The sequence below is a fragment of the Paraburkholderia silvatlantica genome, from assembly GCF_003096715.1.
In the GTDB taxonomy this organism is placed as follows: domain Bacteria; phylum Pseudomonadota; class Gammaproteobacteria; order Burkholderiales; family Burkholderiaceae; genus Paraburkholderia; species Paraburkholderia silvatlantica.
Map to the genome: position 1 here is coordinate 81,191 of NZ_QEOL01000027.1, position 16,174 is coordinate 97,364.

General features: G+C 58.4%; 16 protein-coding genes and 2 pseudogenes. 13 read left to right on the forward strand and 5 right to left on the reverse strand.

From position 1 onward, the window contains the following. Positions 1 to 3: 3 nt before the first annotated feature. Genes C7411_RS29555 through C7411_RS29565 form a run of 3 tightly spaced genes read left to right on the forward strand, consistent with a single transcriptional unit; the run spans position 4 to position 3,102 of the window. Positions 4 to 1,545, forward strand: coding sequence for an LPD7 domain-containing protein (locus C7411_RS29555; RefSeq protein WP_110387528.1), 1,542 nt, complete (start codon positions 4 to 6; stop codon positions 1,543 to 1,545). Positions 1,546 to 1,553: 8 nt separating this feature from the next. Continuing rightward, the gene (locus tag C7411_RS29560; protein ID WP_110387529.1) at positions 1,554 to 2,087 is read left to right on the forward strand and encodes a plasmid stabilization protein; all 534 of its coding nucleotides are present in this window, start codon (positions 1,554 to 1,556) and stop codon (positions 2,085 to 2,087) included. A 1-nt stretch (position 2,088) separates the two neighbouring features. Then, entirely contained in the window at positions 2,089 to 3,102 is a 1,014-nt protein-coding gene (locus C7411_RS29565) for a relaxase/mobilization nuclease domain-containing protein (protein ID WP_110387530.1), read from the forward strand. Here the strand turns inward: C7411_RS29565 and C7411_RS39050 are convergent. Beyond that, positions 3,070 to 3,321: a hypothetical protein gene (locus C7411_RS39050; RefSeq protein ID WP_423802875.1), complete on the reverse strand. Its 252-nt coding sequence runs from the start codon at positions 3,319 to 3,321 to the stop codon at positions 3,070 to 3,072. The genes C7411_RS29565 and C7411_RS39050 overlap by 33 nt on opposite strands. Between C7411_RS39050 and C7411_RS29570 the strand changes: the two are divergent. Next, positions 3,265 to 3,896: pseudogene (locus C7411_RS29570) on the forward strand (DNA adenine methylase). The gene C7411_RS39050 and the pseudogene C7411_RS29570 sit on opposite strands and share 57 nt — an antisense overlap. A 60-nt stretch (positions 3,897 to 3,956) precedes the next feature. Here C7411_RS29570 and C7411_RS29575 read toward each other — a convergent pair. The 3 genes from C7411_RS29575 to C7411_RS29585 all read right to left on the reverse strand — a co-directional run bounded on the left by C7411_RS29575 (position 3,957) and on the right by C7411_RS29585 (position 5,777). After that, positions 3,957 to 4,388 (reverse strand): hypothetical protein, encoded by a 432-nt coding sequence (locus C7411_RS29575; RefSeq protein ID WP_110387531.1) that lies wholly within the window; start codon positions 4,386 to 4,388, stop codon positions 3,957 to 3,959. Positions 4,389 to 4,685: 297 nt separating this feature from the next. Then, positions 4,686 to 4,976 carry a hypothetical protein gene (locus C7411_RS29580; protein WP_110387532.1) on the reverse strand — a complete coding sequence of 97 codons (291 nt, stop codon included), beginning with the start codon at positions 4,974 to 4,976 and terminating at the stop codon, positions 4,686 to 4,688. A gap of 69 nt (positions 4,977 to 5,045) precedes the next feature. Continuing rightward, positions 5,046 to 5,777 (reverse strand): IS6 family transposase, encoded by a 732-nt coding sequence (locus C7411_RS29585; RefSeq protein ID WP_110387533.1) that lies wholly within the window; start codon positions 5,775 to 5,777, stop codon positions 5,046 to 5,048. Positions 5,778 to 6,361: 584 nt separating this feature from the next. Here C7411_RS29585 and C7411_RS29590 point away from each other — a divergent pair. From C7411_RS29590 to C7411_RS29635, 9 genes are all read left to right on the forward strand, one after another. Next, positions 6,362 to 7,552 carry a CaiB/BaiF CoA transferase family protein gene (locus C7411_RS29590; RefSeq protein WP_181431391.1) on the forward strand — a complete coding sequence of 397 codons (1,191 nt, stop codon included), beginning with the start codon at positions 6,362 to 6,364 and terminating at the stop codon, positions 7,550 to 7,552. 12 nt (positions 7,553 to 7,564) lie between these two features. Next, complete coding sequence (locus C7411_RS29595) at positions 7,565 to 8,401, forward strand: amidohydrolase family protein (protein WP_110387534.1); 837 nt, start codon at positions 7,565 to 7,567, stop codon at positions 8,399 to 8,401. Positions 8,402 to 8,441: 40 nt separating this feature from the next. Then, positions 8,442 to 9,620, forward strand: coding sequence for a porin (locus C7411_RS29600; protein WP_243413392.1), 1,179 nt, complete (start codon positions 8,442 to 8,444; stop codon positions 9,618 to 9,620). Between the two features lie 37 nt (positions 9,621 to 9,657). Next, positions 9,658 to 10,224, forward strand: a complete 567-nt coding sequence (locus tag C7411_RS29605) for a carboxymuconolactone decarboxylase family protein (RefSeq protein ID WP_110387535.1) — start codon at positions 9,658 to 9,660, stop codon at positions 10,222 to 10,224. A 54-nt stretch (positions 10,225 to 10,278) separates the two neighbouring features. Continuing rightward, positions 10,279 to 11,175 (forward strand): LysR family transcriptional regulator, encoded by an 897-nt coding sequence (locus tag C7411_RS29610; RefSeq protein WP_110387536.1) that lies wholly within the window; start codon positions 10,279 to 10,281, stop codon positions 11,173 to 11,175. A 276-nt stretch (positions 11,176 to 11,451) separates the two neighbouring features. Beyond that, positions 11,452 to 12,117, forward strand: coding sequence for a 3-oxoacid CoA-transferase subunit A (locus tag C7411_RS29615; protein WP_110387537.1), 666 nt, complete (start codon positions 11,452 to 11,454; stop codon positions 12,115 to 12,117). Positions 12,118 to 12,154: 37 nt separating this feature from the next. After that, positions 12,155 to 12,808, forward strand: coding sequence for a 3-oxoacid CoA-transferase subunit B (locus C7411_RS29620; protein WP_110387538.1), 654 nt, complete (start codon positions 12,155 to 12,157; stop codon positions 12,806 to 12,808). A gap of 63 nt (positions 12,809 to 12,871) precedes the next feature. After that, the gene (locus C7411_RS29625) at positions 12,872 to 14,110 is read left to right on the forward strand and encodes an MFS transporter (protein ID WP_165822913.1); all 1,239 of its coding nucleotides are present in this window, start codon (positions 12,872 to 12,874) and stop codon (positions 14,108 to 14,110) included. A 459-nt stretch (positions 14,111 to 14,569) separates the two neighbouring features. Further along, the gene (locus tag C7411_RS29635; RefSeq protein WP_110387541.1) at positions 14,570 to 15,769 is read left to right on the forward strand and encodes an acetyl-CoA C-acetyltransferase; all 1,200 of its coding nucleotides are present in this window, start codon (positions 14,570 to 14,572) and stop codon (positions 15,767 to 15,769) included. 113 nt (positions 15,770 to 15,882) lie between these two features. On the opposite strand, the pseudogene C7411_RS29640 reads toward C7411_RS29635, so the two are convergent. Beyond that, positions 15,883 to 16,174: pseudogene (locus C7411_RS29640) on the reverse strand (IS6 family transposase); the annotation flags it as partial.

Below are 16,174 nucleotides of genomic sequence, written 5' to 3' on the forward strand. Positions count from 1 at the left end.
GACATGGCGCAGACAACTTCGGCTCAGGAGGCCGATCCGGTCATCAACGTGATCGAGCAGGACGTGCCGGGCCGCAGTGGCAGCCCGAGCCCGTTGGACGACCATCGGGACGCGCTGGATCCGGCTGCGATGGATGCCGTGTCCGCCCGGCGCCGGCGCGAGTTCGACGCGGCCCGCGCAAGGCTGCGCGATCAGGCAATCCGGGACGATCCCGGCGTGGAATCTCAGGCGGCAGGGCAGACGGGAGGGCCGGCACCGACTGGAATGGCGGCCAGGCTCGATCGTGGTTACGTGCCGCTCGAACGGCCGCCCGAACGCGTAACCAAACTCTATATGCGGTCGGGCAACCAGTATTTCCTGAAGGATGCGCCGTATCAGCTCGCATTCGAGGATCTGGGACCGTACCTCGTCACCGGGCACAACCGGCCTGACGTGGTCGAATCGATGATCGACATGGTGCATGCCAAATCGTGGCAGCGCATCCGTGTGTCGGGCAATGAGGCGTTCCGTAGCGAGGTCTGGCTGCAGGCGACGCTGCATGGTATCGAGGTCAGCGGCTACGAGCCGAAGGCGGCGGACCTCGCGCGTCTCGCGGATGCGCGGCAGGCTCGACTGGACAATCGTATCGAGGTAGTAGCGCTGACGACGGCGACCATGGCGGCGGGTGCTACGGGTCAGCAGGGGCGCGCGGATGCACGGCCGACTGTGTCTCCCGCGATGCCTTCTGCTCCAGCCGCTGCCGTCAACGGAGCCTCATCTCCGGCGCCGGCACATGCCGCTGTGCAGGAACCGCGCACGCCGCGCGCAGACCGGAACGCGGCTGGTGACGAACCCGATGCGCCACGGCGGTATGTCGGTGAACTGCGTGAGCACGGTAGTGCGCCGTATCTGCACAATCCTGCGCGCAGTGACTCGTATTACGTGGTGTTCCGCGATCCGGCGGGAGTGGATCAGGCTGTATGGGGTGTGGATCTTGAGCGTGCCATGCGCGAATCGGGGGTGAGCGTCGGACAGCAGGTCGTGCTCGAAAATCTCGGCAAGCGCCTCGTGACCGTGCGCGTGCCGGCCTTCGACGGCGAGGGCAAGGTGGTCGGCGAGGAAGACAAGGACGTTTACCGGAATACCTGGCAGGTCGATGTCGTGCAGCGCGACCGGGGGGCGTCCGTTCCTCCGGAATCTGCTAGCCCATCGGGCGATGCACGCGTCGCCGATTCGTCCGTCGCACCTGCTATGGAACCGCCTGCCCATCGTCAGCGTGGCACCCGGCATCCGGAAAACGACCAGGCCATGCACATGGCCGTGCTGGTGACGGCGATGCGGGAGCAGGGGTTCGGCGACCGTTCGATTGCCCGCGTGCAGCAGCGTGCCGAACGCATGCTCGTTGCGTTCGGGAAGGAGGGCACGTCCGTCCCGCCGCCAAGGGTATTCGATCCGAAGGCGCCGTCGGGCCGGGATCAACGCAGGCGTGCGGCGCCCGAGCGCGCGCCTGCGCCGGAAATCGATCGTGAGCCGGCCGGCCCGGCGCCGATGTCGCCATCCCGCTGAGGTGGATCGTGGCCGCGCGCGAGCGTCTGTGCGTCGAACTCGGTGCAGTCAGACTGCATTGGGACGACTGGTGCGCGCGCCGCGGTCTGACGGCAGGCGAAGGCGCGCGCCGGTTGATCATGGCTGCCATCCACGATGATGCGGGAGCGCGATCCGTCGTGGTCGTTCGTGACCTGGGCAGCCCCGTTGTTGGCGAACCACGTGCCCGCATCGAGATTCGCCTGACAGCGTCCGAGCTGGCGGCCGTAGAAGAGCGGGCGACGGCATCGGGCCTGAGTGGTAACCGCTGGGTCGTATCGCTGGTTCGCGCGCAGCTGACGCGTGAGCCGCAGTTTGGAGAGCACGAGATGCGTGTGCTGTCGGAATCCAGTCAGCAGCTTGCCGGCGTCAACCGCCTGCTGGGTCAGTTGGTGCGGTCCGGCGCGATCGAACCGGTGGCGAGGGAGCGGATGGTGGACTGGGCAGACATGCGGGACCGGATTGACGCGCATTTGCGTGCGACCTCTGCTCTCATTCGTGCGAATCTCGACCGATGGAGCTGACATGCCGTACCCAAAAATCTACATCGACGCGATGCTCGTGAACTGGGGCGACCGGTTGTTTCAGGAGCCGCTACGGCACGCTCGCGCTGCGCGGCTCTCGCATGTCGGTATCCGGGATGAAGCCGCCCGCATGCGCGCCCAGATCGCGCGTACGCTCAGGCGCACGCCCGAGGTGATGGTCAAGATCACGAACAAGGCAGCCAGTGCGCAGGGCATGGGGGCCGTGCGCCGGCACCTGCGCTATATCTCGCGCAACGGCAGGGTCGAGCTGGAAGACCAGAACGGCGATCGCATTGCGGGCGTCGACGCGTTGCGCGATCTGACGCAGGCCTGGCAACTCGGTGGATGGGGTATCCCCGAGAACAGCACACGCCGTGAGGTGTTCAATGTTCTGCTGTCGATGCCGGCGGGCACGGACCGCCGTGCCGTGCGTGATGCCGTGCGCGACTTTGCGGCACAGGAGTTCGGCGACGGACGTGCATACGTATTCGCGGCGCACGACGACGAGGCCCATCCGCACGTGCACCTGAGCGTGCAGGTGCGCGGCCCGGATGGCCGCCGCCTGAATCCGCGCCACGAGGATCTGCAGCGCTGGCGTGAACGCTTTGCGGAGCAGTTGCGTGAGCACGGCGTCGGCGCAAACGCGACGCCCCGGCGCGCGCGCGGTGTCACGCAGCGCTATCCAACACCTGCGGTGGTTCATATGATCGCGCGCGGCGAGGTCCCGAAATACTGGAAGCCTCTGTCAGCCGACACACAGCGTGACGCTGGCTGGGTCGCGCACGGCGGGGTGTTCGCTGCCTGGCGCGAGATGGCCTATGCGATGGCGAGATCGCGTGTGCGTGAGGATCGTGCGATGGCGGTCGAAATGGCGTATTTCGTCGGGGGTATGCCGATCCAGCGAGACCGTCCAGTAACGGAGTGGTCGCAGAGCACCCGGCGTGAGCCGGCGGAAACAACGGCGCGGGAAGCCGGGGATCGGTCAGGCGACGTCGAGCCCGATGTGGATCGTTGATGGCGGGAGGACGGCGTGGCCATACCTATCGTGCCGTGGATCGGCGGCAAGCGGCGTCTGGCCGATATCCTGATCCCCCGGTTCCCGCCGCATACCTGTTACGTCGAGGTCTTCGCGGGCGCGGCAGCGTTGTTCTTCATTTGACCGCCAGCGGAAGTCGAAGTGCTGAACGACGTCAACGATGATCTCGTCAATCTGTATCGCGTTGTGCAGCATCATCCCGAGGAGTTCATCCGCCAGTTCAAGTAGGCCTTGAGCAGCCGGCAGGCGTTCAGGTGGCTGAGCGACACACGACCGGAAACGCTCACGGATATCCAGCGCGCCGCGCGTTTTTATACCTTCAGCAGAACTGCTTCGGTGGTCGCGTGGCGGGACGTACCTTCGGGACGGCCACGACGTCGCCGCCGGGGCTCAACCTGATGCGTCTGGAGGATACGTTGTCGGCCGCACACCTTCGTCTGTCCGGCGCGTACATTGAAAAGCTCGACTGGCGGATTTGCGTGAACCGGTACGACCGGCCCCATAATGGGCCCGCCGTATTGGGAGACGGAAGGGTACGGCGTGCCATTTGGGATCGAGCAGTATGTGAGGATGGCAAGCGTCATGCGTGAGATCACGGGCGCGCGATCCTGACCGTGAACGATCACCCGGACATGCGCGGAGTATTCGCAGGGCTGGACTTCGAACATGTAGAAATCCAGTATTCGCTCGGCGCTCCCAGACCTACTGCACCGCGCGGGGAACTGATTCTGTATAGCTGGAACAGGGCTGATGATCCGGCAGGCTTGTTCTGATGGCAGAGGGGCGGGCGACAGTCTGCGCCATCGCGGCAGGCTATCGGGAACCTTGAGGACTTACGGTTCAACAAACCATGCGGCGGGCCCAGCCCTGAACGTGACAAACAGCAGGAAGACTATGGTGATCAGGAGCATCGGAACGCCGTAGATCGCAAGCGGGAAGAACAGCACGAGCTGCAGTGCTGATCCACCAATGCCATGCGGAAGATCGGTATCCCGGATGTTCTCATAAATCAGCCACGCGACCGTTACCAGCCCCATTCCCATGAGGGCGATGCCGCCCGCTTGCTGGGCATGACGCAGGTACGCAGTTCCCCATGCGTAGAATCCCCACCACAGAAAATTGATGCCGATGGCTGCGAGCCAGAATCCGCGCTTCGTGAGAAGGTAGTAGCCGAAGCGGCGTCGGCAGTGGCGACTGAAGAGCTGGATGCCCTTGGCAATTCCGACAACAGCGCCGAGGATGATTGCGAGCTTCAGAACTTCCATGGAATGTGCTCCTGACGTTCGGCCTGATCGCCTGCTCAATCAACGGTTGGGAAAGCTGGACTGTGCGCAACTCACATCAGCCGGACTTTCCAATATAGACGGCCGTGCCACGAATGCAATGATCCGGAATTTCGATCCTTTGCGAGAGCATGGAAAGATGGAGTAAAAAATTTCTGTTGGCCGATTCGGCAGTCTATATTTAAGGGAAAATCTCCCACCAGGAGCGAAGCCGCTGCCGGATCAATACCACGTCGCAGCATATTGCTTCGATGCTCAACAGTTTCGTATTGTCGCCGTTCAGCACGCGTTCGTACAGGTCCAGAAGCAGAGCGCCCCACGATCCCTGATGCGTTCCATCGACGGTACGGGTAAGGGCGTCCGGACCATGAAACGCTTTCGTTTGGCGCGCAGCTTGGATAAGATCGGGATGCGGATCTCGGCGACGACTTGGTCGCCGGCGTTTATGCGGCCGGACTCGAGCGCACCGGCGAGAAAGAGAAGGGCCGCGACAAGTTCGACGTCTTCATCCAGACTTCCGTCGTCAGCATTACGGCTCTGAACTGCAGCAAGACTATAGGACAGCATCATGTCCTGGCTGCGGCTCTGTCAAGTTGAGGGGCGTAGATAGCCTGTTTGGCTACAATGTAGTTATCCTTATCAGATAACTTTCTCGGCTGCGGAAGAGACAGTCCAACCATGCCATTTGGCGAAGCGCTCTTGGAGTACGGCACGATGGCGTGCCGCATTCATCTGATGTCTGGGCAATGCGAAGTGCTGCCGGATCGGGCCGAAGCATGAGAGAAACGCCTGCGTGCGACGCGGATCGCGAAAGCCGCACATCTGGCGTTCGCGCCTGCGAGTCGGCTGGTGGCTGTTCTCGGCGCGGTTGCTCACACGTGCAGCCGCTTTGGCAAACACGTGATTCACGTTCGCCAGTTCGGGAATATCGGCCTTCGCTGCCGCATAGCTACGCAGCTGGTCCGTAACGATCCGGCGAGGCACCGGGTTCGAACGCAGCACGCTCTGGAAGAAGCGCCTTGCCGCGGCCTTGTCACGCCGCTTTTGCACCAGCACATCGAGTTCGGTGCCATGCTCGTCGACCGCACGCCACAACAGATACGGCTCGCCACGCAGCGTCACGAACATCTCGTCCAGATGACAGGTGCCGCCCGGCTTGCGCCGCGCCGCTTTGGCGCACTGGGCGAATCCGGCGCCGAACTTGTCGCACCAGCAGCGGATCGTTTCGTACGTGACCACGACACCACGCTCGAGCAACAACTCCTCGATGTCGCGCAGACTCAGGTTGAACCGGAAATACCAGCGAACCGCACAGCTGATGACAACGGCAGGAAAGCGGTGGCCGTGATAAAGCGATCTTGTCTTCTTCATCTGTCGATTCTACCGCTGCCTCCCCACCAACCTGACAGAGCCGTTTGCCCTGCGCGGATCAATAAACCCTTGAGCCTACCCCGCGGGTCTCATATTTGCACCAGAACCGCTCAGATTAGCGCAAGATAAATCAGACGATACTGCACCAGGTCGTAATGAACTGCGGGTAGCCGTCCGCTTCATCCAGTTCGAGTGGGGCGTCAAATCTGAGCTTGCGCCAGAAGAAATAGCCGATCATGCGCGGGTGTCGCTCCGCTCGCTACCTGCTGTGAGGGTCGCCTCACTCCTCGTTACTCCAACGTGTTGCCGGTGCCGTCCGCTATCGCCGCCTCGCACGCTCCCGCACCGACTAACCGAATCGCGTCGAACGGCGGCTGCCTTGCGGCACCCCTCCGCTGTAGATGCAAGTCGACCCTGACCAGCTCAGATCCGCCCTACGCATAGCAGCTTTCGCAAACTTGTATTGGATCTCGTGTGTTTCTCAAAGTTAAAGTGAATTCGAACGCCGCTTCGCGCACGGCCCACGTAGGACCGAGCGACAGCACGCCGAACGTCGGAAAGTCGTACATGCCGGAGAACAGATAGTGACGAATCGTCCATTCGAAAAAATCAAGGTCATCGATGCCACGCACGTCCTCGCTGGGCCATTTTCAACCTACCAGTTGGCGTTGCTTGGTGCGGACGTTATTAAGGTTGAAAATCCTCTTGATCCCGATCAAACACGCGATCAAGGCCCGGACTCGGAGTTGCGCACAGCTGGGATGGCCACCACATACCTTGCACAGGCGTCGAACAAGCGGTGCATGACACTGAATCTAAAGACGTCGCGCGGCCAAGAGATCCTGACACAACTGGTGGCAACCGCCGATGTATTTGTCGAAAACTACCGCCCTGGTGCTTTGGACGACCTCGGGCTGGGCTACGAACAGATTTCGATCACTAATCCCGGGCTTATCTACTGCTCCGTCTCCGCATTTGGGCAGACTGCTCCTCGCAAAGAACAGACCGCCTATGACCTTGTGATCCAGGCGGCGTCAGGCCTTATGGCACATACCGGTACCCCCGAGGTGAACCCGGTTCGAATCGGCTCTCCCGTTGTCGATTACGCAACCGGAACCAGCGCCGCATTCGCAATTGCAAGCGCCCTCTATCAAAGACAGCAATCAGGCCGGGGCCAACATATAGATGTCTCCATGTTCGATGTCGCGATGATTTTGATGGGCGCCCAGATCACTTCCTATACATACGGTGGACACATTCCGCGTCCGATGGGAAACAGCCACTTCACTGCGACGATTTCCTGCTACGAGACGGCCGATGGGATGCTGATGCTCGCAGCTGCCAACCATCGCCAACAGGCGCGACTATGGCGTCTACTCGGACATGCGGAAATGATTAAATGCGACGAAGGAGAACGCATCGCAGATAGGCATAAGGAATTCGCGTTGTTATCTAGCATATTTCTCACTAAAACTGCTGACGAATGGGAAAGCCTGCTTCAAGAGCACCGCGTACCTGCTGCCCGTGTCAGAGGTATGACCGAGGCACTTCAGGATCCCCAAATTAAGTCGCGTCGAGTTCTTCATGAACATCGGGAATGCCTTGGTGTTCCCCGCCCTTTCTCAGTTCCCGTTGCCCCGTTTGCGTTCCGGAGCGACGGCCCACGTATCGATTTTCCGCCGCGAGCGCTGGGGGCAGACACCCTCACAATCTTGCAATCTCTCGGCTACTCCGAATCGGAAATCGACTCGCTCAAAGCCGCAGACATTATCTAAGCAGGCATCGTCATGAACGACCCACGCCCAACGATGGATCAAGCTGTCGACTGTCATGTGCACATCTTCGACCCGTGCTACAACTTTTCGCACGCACCACGATACGTGCCGCCCGCTGCATTTAGAGGCACTGCTGCTCAACTGACAGCCACCCTTTCTGCGCACCACTTAACCCATGCACTTTTAGTCGCCGCAGCCCCGTACGGAACAGAAAACGGCCCAATACTCGATGCGATCGCTGGGTCGGGGGGACGATTTAAAGGCATTGCGCTCGTCGATCCCAGTACGTTCAACGAACCGCTCCTTCGCCACCTCGCCGATTCGGGGATCGTCGGCGTGCGGTTCAATCTTGCTCTCGGTATTGGCGAGCTTACCGCTAACTCCAGCGCACGCCTTCTTGCTTGGATGAAAGAAGCAGGGTGGTTTCTGGACATTCATTCGATCGCCGACGATCTAGTTCCAGCTATGCCCCTGCTCGAAAAATCCGGCGTCAAACTGCTTTTCGACCATTTCGGTCGTCCCGACGTTCTAGGGCGACCCGACCAAATAGGCTTTGCAGCGCTTCTCAGCGTCGCCGACAAGGGAAACGCTTACGCTAAGTTGTCCGGTGCGTTCAGGACTTCGAATCAAGATGAACCTTTCGAAGACGTGGCGCCTTGGGTCCAACGTGTCATACAAGCATTTGGCGTCGAACGTTGCGTGTGGGGATCCGATTGGCCGTTCGTCAACATTGGGCGCCGCGTGGACTACGGTCCGCAGTTCGAATGGCTCAGCCACTGTGTACCGAACTACCATGATAGAAACAAGATCCTTTGGGAAAATCCCGCGCGCCTTTTTGGTTTCGGTTAATTGGTAATACAAATATTATAAAATAATTAAGGAGACGAATATGAAAACGTACGCCCGATACTCACGGGGCGATTTCTTCAGCGGAGGTTGCAGCGGGCTATATCACCTCTGCAGCATGTTGTCGGCTTGTTTGCTTTTCGGTGCAGCCAATGCGCACGCGCAAAGCAGCGTCACCTTGTACGGTCTGCTATCCGTGGGCATGGTATACACCGACAATGCTGGTGGTCACGGTCAAACGATGATGCTGTCTGGTCCCCAACAGAATCCCCGTTTCGGCTTGAGGGGTGTTGAGGATCTAGGCGGTGGGATTTCGACGCTTTTCGTACTCGAGAACGGCTTCTCTTTGACCAACGGTACCGCTTCGCAAGGCGGGCGCATGTTCGGCCGGCAAGCATACGTCGGGTTGTCTTCCACGGGATTCGGCACGGTCACGCTGGGCAGGCAGTACGATGAAATCGCCCAAAACATCCCATTGTTCCAGTCGGGCGTCGTTTTCGGCGCGTTCGGCGCGCACGTGGGTGACAACGATAACATCTTCAACTCGTTCCGCTTCAATAACTCTATCCGTTACCAGTCGACTAACTACGGCGGCCTAAAAGTCGCAGGCCAATTCGCATTCTCTAATGCATCGGGACAATTTTCGAACAATAGCGCGTGGTCCATAGGCGGCACTTACTCCAGAAATGCATTTCAGTTGGCAACGGCATATAGCCGGTTGAATCATCCGGCAAGCGTCACCAACTCCGGTGGCGCTGTTGACAATAATGGTTATGGCTTCACCTCTCCGTTCCTGGCAAGCCCAGGCAGACAAGCGGGTGTCGAAAGCCAATCGGTGTTTGTCGTGGCCAGTTCCTATGCACTGGGCGACTGGGTGTTGGCGGGCATTTACTCGAATGCCGCGTTTGGATATATGGATACCACGGGTCTACGCTTACAGAACGTGGAAGTATCGATCCGCAAATCCGTAACACCAAGCTTCTTGGTTGGTCTCGGCTACATCTTCACATTCGGTCGTTATACCGCGAACGACGCAAAGCCGCATTATAACCAGGTGAATGTTGGCAGTGACTACTTCCTCAGCAAGCGGACTGATTTGTATCTCGACGGGATCTATCAACGTGCGGGAGGAGCCGCGGCGGTAGCGCAGATCTACTCCCTCTCCCCGTCAACTACAAAATCGCAGTGGACGGCCATCCTCGGGATTCGCCACAAGTTCTAGTCACGCGAATTGATCGCCCATTTTTAGGTTGAAGATAATGTATCGTTATCCGAATTTCGATCCCAATGTTTTCACGCCACGGCAACTGGAAGTCTATGAGCGTATCGCCTCGGGGCAGCGGAAAGCCGTGACTGGGCCACTACGAATCTGGCTTCACAATCCGGAGCTTGCCGATCTCGCTCAAGCACTTGGAGAGTATTGCCGGTTTGGGAGCGCACTACCTCCACGCCTTTCCGAGTTAGCCATCGTGACGACCGCTGCTCATTGGCGCTCTGGCTACGAGTGGGCAGCGCACGAGCGACATGCGCTGAACGCAGGTGTCAGCGGCGACGCGCTCTGTGCAATCGCCGCAAACCGAGCTCCTTCTTTCGAGCAAACTGACGCAGAGGCGACTTTTAAGTTCTCGCATGAGTTGCTGAAGACCGGGCGGGTTTCCGATGCAACTTGGCGCCTTGCTCTCGGAGAGCTTGGCATGGCTGGTGTCGTCGATTTGGTCGGAATTCTCGGTTACTATGGGCTCATCTCGATGACGATTGCCGCTTTCGAGCTCCCGGCGCCAGCGGGCGCCTCGGACCCGTTCGTCACCTCAACGTGCTCCAGATGATTCTGTCCGGTGCGGCATAGTGGCGCGAGTTTCCCAGGACTGGAGGACTAACCCGTGGAAATCAGGCAGTTGCGCAGCTTTGTCCAGATAGTGGAACTCGGGACGCTGACCAAAGCAGCGGATAGGCTTCATACCGCGCAACCGGCCCTAAGCCGGCAGATACGCATGCTTGAAGAAGAACTGGGGGTCGAGTTGTTCCAACGCCACGGACGAGGGATGGACACGACCGCAGCTGGGCAGAAATTGCTCGAACGGGCCCAGGTAATTCTTCGCTACGTTGCCGATACCTGTACGGAAGTCAGCGCGATTTCATCTAAGATCGTCGGCGAGGTCACCATTGGCATGCCACCGACATTTGCAGAAGTGTATGGTCCTCCGCTAATCGCAGAGCTCATGGAACGCTTTCCTGATGTCTTGATTCGCGTAGATGCCGCCTTGAGCGGTCATCTTATTGAGAAGCTCCAGCGAGGCGAAGTGGATATCGCGTTTCTATACAATCCGCCTAGCGGTGAAAGTCTCCGACTGGAGCCGATTCTCAACGAGAATTTGTGTCTTGTCGGTGTCCGCTACCCAGGCGTCCGCCCGCAAGGCAATATTGCCTTCGATGCGTTGAATGGTCTTCCACTCGCATTGCCACGTCGCGTGCATAGTCTTCGTCAAACACTGGACTCGCGCGCAGAGGCTTCGGGCTTCACACTGCTCGTGAAACTGGAAATCGATTCTGTGCGACTGCAGATCGGACTTGCCGCGCGCGGACTCTGTTACTCAATCGTGCCCCGGTCCACTGTCATACCCGAAATAGAGACAGGCAAGCTCGGGGCGTGGGAAATTGTCGAACCGGCGATTAATCGCCGGCTCCAACTAGCCACACCAGCGGGTCGACCACTGACAGCCGCGGCCAGCGCAATCTGGCACGAGATTCCAGACACGCTCTCCCCATTGCTTGCCTGAACACTTTCGGGACCACAGGCCGAGGCAAGACAACGTACCACGGTACTGATCGCAATGTGTATAACAGGTATCAAAATTGTGAATTGGACCGTTTGATACCGCCTCAATAACATGACTGTAACGCGCCTCGCATCGTTCACGACGAGCCGACTGCTCAACTAAAAAGGCGAACCTCATCGTTGCGCCCCGCTGGCGAGACTTGAATGCGGTGAACCGCAAGCGCAAAACTTGGTCTGCGGGTTCGCGAAACTCGCTGTCGAAATTTCTCTAACAGAAATGATCAACAAGCTCACCTATACTATCTCGGACGCCTTCGCACAGCTTCGCGATGGCGCAACCATAATGATTGGAGGATTCGGTGGTGCGGGACAGCCGACCTTATTGATCGATGCGCTCATAGCTACGACCGCTCGAGATCTCACAATCATCAGTAACAATGCTGGTAATGGTGAAACTGGTATTGCTGCATTGCTCGACACTGGCCGTGTTCGGAAAATCGTATGCTCGTTCCCGCGTCAATCTGATTCCCATGTTTTCAACCGCCTGTACTTGGCTGGTGATATCGAATTGGAACTTGTCCCACAGGGAACGCTCGCAGAGCGTATTCGCGCTGCAGGGGCTGGCATCGGCGGCTTTTTTACACGCACTGCAATCGGCACGACGCTAGCGGCAGGAAAAGAAACGCGTCAGATCGGCGACGACCACTACGTATTCGAATCAGCCCTGCATGCGGACCTGGCGTTGATAGAAGCTGACGTCGGCGACCGTTGGGGTAATCTCACATACAGAAAAGCCGCCCGCAACTTTGGCCCGGTAATGGCTACGGCCGCCGCCGTGACAGTTGCGTCCGTAAACCGGGTTGTGGACCTAGGCGCGCTCGACCCCGAATGTGTCGTGACACCGGGAATTTACATCGACTATGTCGTACCGTCGGCGATCTAAGCCATTATTCCCGCTCCCTGATTCCCCGATTCTTAAAATGACAAACGTAAATCGGCTGTCCCGACAAGAACTTGCTCAACGCGTTGCCCAAGATATCCCTGATGGCGCCTACGTCAATCTCGGGATTGGATTGCCAACGCTGGTTAGCGAACATATACCTTCAAATCGCGAAGTGATTTTCCACAGCGAGAACGGGATCCTTGGCATGGGTCCAGCACCGTCAGCAGCCGATGTCGACTGGGATCTCGTTAACGCCGGAAAGCAACCGGTTACTTTGGTGCGGGGCGGTTCGTACTTCCATCACGCAGACTCCTTCGCGATGGTGAGAGGTCGCCATTTGGACTTGACTGTGCTCGGAGCTTACCAAGTATCGGTAAACGGAGACCTCGCCAATTGGCACGTCGACCAAGCTGGGACTGTCCCCGGCGTCGGGGGCGCGATGGATTTAGCGATCGGGGCGAAACGGACAGTGGTGGTGATGGAACTTTTCACACGGGAAGGTAAATGCAAGATTGTGCAGGACTGCAGCTACCCTATAACGGCTATTGGGTGCGTGAACCGTGTTTATACCGACATGCTCGTTGTTGATGTGACGCATCGCGGGCTTGAGATCGTAGAAAACTTTAGTGGGCTCACCCTACTAGATCTCGAGAAGCTCGTGGGTGTCGAACTGTACCGCCGCACCCGCTAGCATCAAATCGCAACGAAAACCTGAGTCGGCATGCACCGCTCAGATAAGACACGGAGACACCGGATGAACACGACCGACGCGACCATTGACAATAAGCCGTGTGAAAGCGAATTGAACGGAAGATTTAGATGGGCAGTACTTCTAATCGCTTGGGGAGCAATGCTGACGTCGTTTCTCGATCGTATCGCGTGGGCCAACATAGCTGTCCCGGCCGGGCACAGCTTCGGCGTCCCGGTCGCGGCGCTTGGCGTATTCGTCACAGCGTTCTATGTAGGCTATGTTATCGCGAACTGCATAGGTGGAATCGTGACTGATCGGATTGGTCCGAAGAAAATGCTCGTATTGTCCCTCCTCGTGCTAGGCGTGGTAACTGCGGGCTTTAGCCAGGTCCAGTCCGTCGCCCATGGCTTAATAATGCAATCTTTAATGGGTGTGGCGGCCGGAGCTGATTTCGCGGCGAGCGTCTTAATCGTCGCCGCATGGTTTGACGTCAAGCAACGTGGCCGAGCCGTCGGCATCCTAGTGACGTCTTCTTCGGCTAGCCTCGTACTCGCCAACGCGCTGATTCCCCTCGCATTAGCTCAATACTCCTGGCGTAGCGTCTATATCATCCTCGGAGCAGCGACGAGCGCATATGCCCTACTTTGCGGAATGACGTTAAGAGAGGCCCCCCAGCCCCCCCAAAAAACCAACACTGTTGATGTCTCTCGCGAATCATCGAGACCCGTCTCGCTGTTCTTAGACCGTAACTATGTGCTTCTCGGTATCGCCGGCTTCGGAGGGCTATGGGGTACCTGGGGTTTCGCGTTTTGGGCGAACGCCCTCATGACCCTCGGACGTCATATGTCTGCGCAGGCTGCTGGCAACGTCATGGTAATGTTCGGTGTAGGAGCGGTAATCTCCAAACCTCTCATAGGATTTGTCTCCGATCGCCTCGGCGGTAAGCGCAAAGCTCTTGTTATCGCCTGTTGGATAGCATTTAGTATTTCGCTTGCGTTATTCGGATGGTTGCAATCAGTGACAGCACTTCGCATTGCTGTCGCATTGCTCGGCGCATTTGCTTTTGCCTATACACCACTGATTACGCTGATGGCAGGTGAGCTTGTCAGCCGCGGTCGCGCCGCTTCGGCGATCGGACTGATTAATGCCTTCTGGCAACTTGGCATTGTAGCCGTCCCTCCCGTCGTGGGAGCCGTGTTCCAGACCACTCGGTCTTTTCCCGACGCCTTCCTAACGCTTGCTGCCGGGCCAGCTCTGGCCACGGTGTGTATGGCATTTGTACGGGAGAAAAAGAGTTTTTGAGCCGGGACTTGACTTTCGGGTCCAATCGGCCGCAGTCATACTGCTTTTCATAGGGTTGTTTGTTTGTCGAGCCGAACTGTCGCGCAAGAGCATGATCGCCGCCTCGTCAACCGTGGATGTTCTTTCGTGTGGCTAGTTGCAATCGTTTAGGAAACCTCGATGGCTAAGACAGGGAAGTCTCTGCACCAGGTAGTCGGCAGTTGGCTCGCACCGACAGCCGCGGAAAAGCTTTGCGTCACTCGCTTAAAAAGTCGGAATTCGCTCCGAGAGCGCTATGTATTCGTCGAAGCATACAAGGACACGGGGCCGGTGGGACTGTATTTTTTTTACCACAAGGATGGCGGGTGGCGCGTATTCCCGCCAACGCTGGAACGACCGACGATGCGCTGCATCTACTTATCAAGGGATCCTGTCCTGTCTCGCTAAACGGCGGCACAGGCCGTCATAGGGGAAGTTAAAGTGAAAAGAGCTGCCATTGTGGCCCCTTGCCGGACGGCGGTGGGCAAATTTGGGGGAAGATTGCGCAACGTCGACGCGGGCCATCTCGCTGCCGTCGCGATTAAGGGTACTGTCGATCGTAGCGGTGTGCCAGCCGACGCCATTGACGATGTAATTTTTTCGCAATCCTATTCAAACGGCGAAACGCCGTGCATCGGCCGCTGGGCGGCACTCGCGGCAGGCTTGCCAGTGGAGCTGCCCGGTATGCAGCTCGATCGGCGATGCGGCGGCGGCTTGCAGGCAATACTGACGGCTGCGGCGCTGGTTCAATCCGGCGCGTTTGAGGTGGTGTTGGCGGGCGGTGTTGAGAGCATGAGCAACATCGAGTATTACACAACCGATATGAGATGGGGCACGCGTTCCGGTTCGTCACGTCTACACGATCGGCTGGAGAGAGGCCGGGAGCGGTCTCAGCCAGAGGCACGTTTCGGTTACATCTCAGGTATGATAGAAACTGCAGAGAACGTCGCGCGCGAGTTTGGCATCACCCGCGAGCAAGCAGACATTTTCGCGCTTTCAAGTCATCGCCTTGCCGCGGAGGCACTCAAGGCTAGCCGGTTCGCTGAAGAGATCGTACCCGTCGTCGCGACCAACGCGAGGGGAGAAGAACAACGCTTTCAGGAGGATGAAGGCATACGCGAGGGCTTAACGATCGACGCGCTTGCAGCGCTACGTCCCATTCTCCCGGAAGGCACGGTCACAGCGGGAAACGCGAGTCAGCAGAGCGATGCGGCCGCTGCCTGTCTTGTAGTCAGCGAGGATCGCCTTGACGCGCTTGGCTTGACGCCGATGGCCTTTGTCACCGACTGGACTATCGCGGGTTGCGATCCGCGCTTGATGGGAATCGCACCGGTGCCGGCCGTGGAAAAGCTACGAGCCAGAACCGGCTTGTCGTTTGACGATTTCGATCTCGTCGAAATCAACGAGGCCTTCGCTTGTCAGGTTTTGGCGGTTTTGAAAAAATGGGACTGGTTCGATACTTCTCGGCTTAATGTCAACGGTTCGGGCATATCCCTCGGACATCCGATCGGTGCGACCGGGGCCCGTATTTTAACCACATTACTGTACGAGCTTCATCGACGCAAAGGTCGATTCGCCCTGGAGACAATGTGTATTGGCGGCGGACAAGGAATCGCTGCTATCTTTGAGCGCGCGATCTGAAAGACCGAAAGACAATGACCTGCCACTTGATGAGGGGGTAGTTGCCCATCTCACGGGCTCTGTCAAGTTGAGGGGCGTAGATAGCCTGTTTGGCTACAACGTAGTTATCCTTATCAGATAACTTTCTCGGCTGCGGAAGAGACAGTCCAACCATGCCATTTGGCGAAGCGCTCTTGGAGTACGGCACGATGGCGTGCCGCATTCATCTGATGTCTGGGCAATGCGAAGTGCTGCCGGATCGGGCCGAAGCATGAGAGAAACGCCTGCGTGCGACGCGGATCGCGAAAGCCGCACATCTGGCGTTCGCGCCTGCGAGTCGGCTGGTGGCTGTTCTCGGCGCGGTTGCTCACACGTGCAGCCGCTTTGGCAAACACGTGATTCACGTTCGCCAGTTCGGGAATATCG

Bases quoted from the DNA above. Each gene is read 5' to 3' on its own strand.
- C7411_RS29620 (WP_110387538.1), top strand. From the start codon at position 12,155: ATGACAAACGTAAATCGGCTGTCCCGACAAGAACTTGCTCAACGCGTT.
- C7411_RS29615 (WP_110387537.1), top strand. From the start codon at position 11,452: ATGATCAACAAGCTCACCTATACTATCTCGGACGCCTTCGCACAGCTT.
- C7411_RS29580 (WP_110387532.1), bottom strand. From the start codon at position 4,976: ATGATGCTGTCCTATAGTCTTGCTGCAGTTCAGAGCCGTAATGCTGAC.
- C7411_RS29565 (WP_110387530.1), top strand. From the start codon at position 2,089: ATGCCGTACCCAAAAATCTACATCGACGCGATGCTCGTGAACTGGGGC.
- C7411_RS29585 (WP_110387533.1), bottom strand. From the start codon at position 5,777: ATGAAGAAGACAAGATCGCTTTATCACGGCCACCGCTTTCCTGCCGTT.
- C7411_RS39050 (WP_423802875.1), bottom strand. From the start codon at position 3,321: ATGATGCTGCACAACGCGATACAGATTGACGAGATCATCGTTGACGTC.
- C7411_RS29575 (WP_110387531.1), bottom strand. From the start codon at position 4,388: ATGGAAGTTCTGAAGCTCGCAATCATCCTCGGCGCTGTTGTCGGAATT.
- C7411_RS29555 (WP_110387528.1), top strand. From the start codon at position 4: ATGGCGCAGACAACTTCGGCTCAGGAGGCCGATCCGGTCATCAACGTG.
- C7411_RS29605 (WP_110387535.1), top strand. From the start codon at position 9,658: ATGTATCGTTATCCGAATTTCGATCCCAATGTTTTCACGCCACGGCAA.
- C7411_RS29595 (WP_110387534.1), top strand. From the start codon at position 7,565: ATGAACGACCCACGCCCAACGATGGATCAAGCTGTCGACTGTCATGTG.
- C7411_RS29625 (WP_165822913.1), top strand. From the start codon at position 12,872: ATGAACACGACCGACGCGACCATTGACAATAAGCCGTGTGAAAGCGAA.
- C7411_RS29600 (WP_243413392.1), top strand. From the start codon at position 8,442: ATGAAAACGTACGCCCGATACTCACGGGGCGATTTCTTCAGCGGAGGT.